The organism is Streptomyces phytophilus (assembly GCF_013870535.1).
GTDB lineage: Bacteria > Actinomycetota > Actinomycetes > Streptomycetales > Streptomycetaceae > Streptomyces > Streptomyces phytophilus.
This window is the reverse complement of record NZ_JACBXC010001591.1, coordinates 1-1,192: the sequence shown is the minus strand read 5'-3', so window position 1 is coordinate 1,192 and position 1,192 is coordinate 1. Positions and strand designations below refer to the sequence as shown.

The following is a 1,192-nucleotide window of genomic DNA, read 5'->3' as shown; positions in this document are numbered from 1 at the left end:
GGCGAGAACGGCCCCGTGGCGGGCGCCAAGCGCAGCATCACCCAGAACAGCACCGGCGTGCCCGGCACGGCCGCGGCCGGCGACGCCTGGGGCACCGACACCGAGTGGGGCGACGTCAACAACGACGGCATCGCCGACCTCCTCGTCGGCGCCCCGGACAAGGACGACGCCACCGGCCACGCCGACGCCGGCGTGATCACCGTCCTGTACGGCCCGGGGCTGGACTCCGGCCGCAACCTCGTCCTCGGCGACGGCTTCTCGCCGACCGGCGCCAAGTTCGGCTCGGCGGTCGCCGCCGGCGACTTCGACGGCGACGGCCGCGACGAGGTGCTCGGCGTCGGCGCCGAGGCGTGGGCCACGCACGACCTGAACGGCAACGGCCGCGAGGACTCGTTCCCGTACGAGAAGGTGGGCTACCAGGACGCCGCCGTGGGCGACTTCGACCGCGACGGCTACGACGACGCGGCGATCACCTACCGCGACCCGAGCGGCAAGGCGCGCCTGGACATCCTGCGCGGCACCTCGGTCGGGCTGGACACCACCGCGAACCTCGGGGTGCCGGGCGGCCGCTCGGTGGCCACCGGGGACGTCACCGGCGACGGCTACGCCGACCTCGTCGTCGGCCAGCCCTTCGCGGGCGAGTCCGCGGCGAACACCGGCGGCCAGATCACGCTGCTGAAGGGCTCCGCGAACGGGCTGACCGCCACCGGCAAGCAGATCGTCCACCAGGGCACCGGCTCGGTGCCGGGCGCGTCCGAGGCCGGCGACGCGATGGGCTTCTCCGTCGCGGTCGGCGACGTGGACGCCAACGGCTACGCCGACGTCCTCGCCGGCGTCTACCGCGAGGACATGACGCGCGACGGCGCCAACCGCGCCGACGCCGGCACGTCCCTGCTGCTGCGCGGCGGCTCCGCGGGGCTGTCGACGGCGTCCGGTTCGCCGAAGGCGTACCACCAGGACACCGCGGGGATCAGCGGGGTCAGCGAGAAGGGCGACCGGCTCGGCTCGTCCGCGGTGCTGGCGGACCTGTCCGGGTACGGGCGGGCGGACCTCGTCATCGGCGTGATCGGCGAGGACGCCTACGACGGCACCCTGCTCCAGCTCGACAGCGGCAGCCAGGGCGTGTCGGCGTCGGGCGCCGCGTACTACGGCAAGTCCGCGCTGGGCACCCCCGCCGCGGGCCGGCTGGGGG

Annotated in this window: 1 protein-coding gene; it reads left to right on the top strand. The window is 75.3% G+C overall.

The window, feature by feature from the left end; genetic code table 11:
- Positions 1-15 precede the first annotated feature (15 nt).
- Positions 16-1,192: FG-GAP and VCBS repeat-containing protein (locus tag H5J30_RS34465; protein ID WP_181791748.1), on the top strand; the 1,177-nt coding region annotated here is incomplete at its 3' end.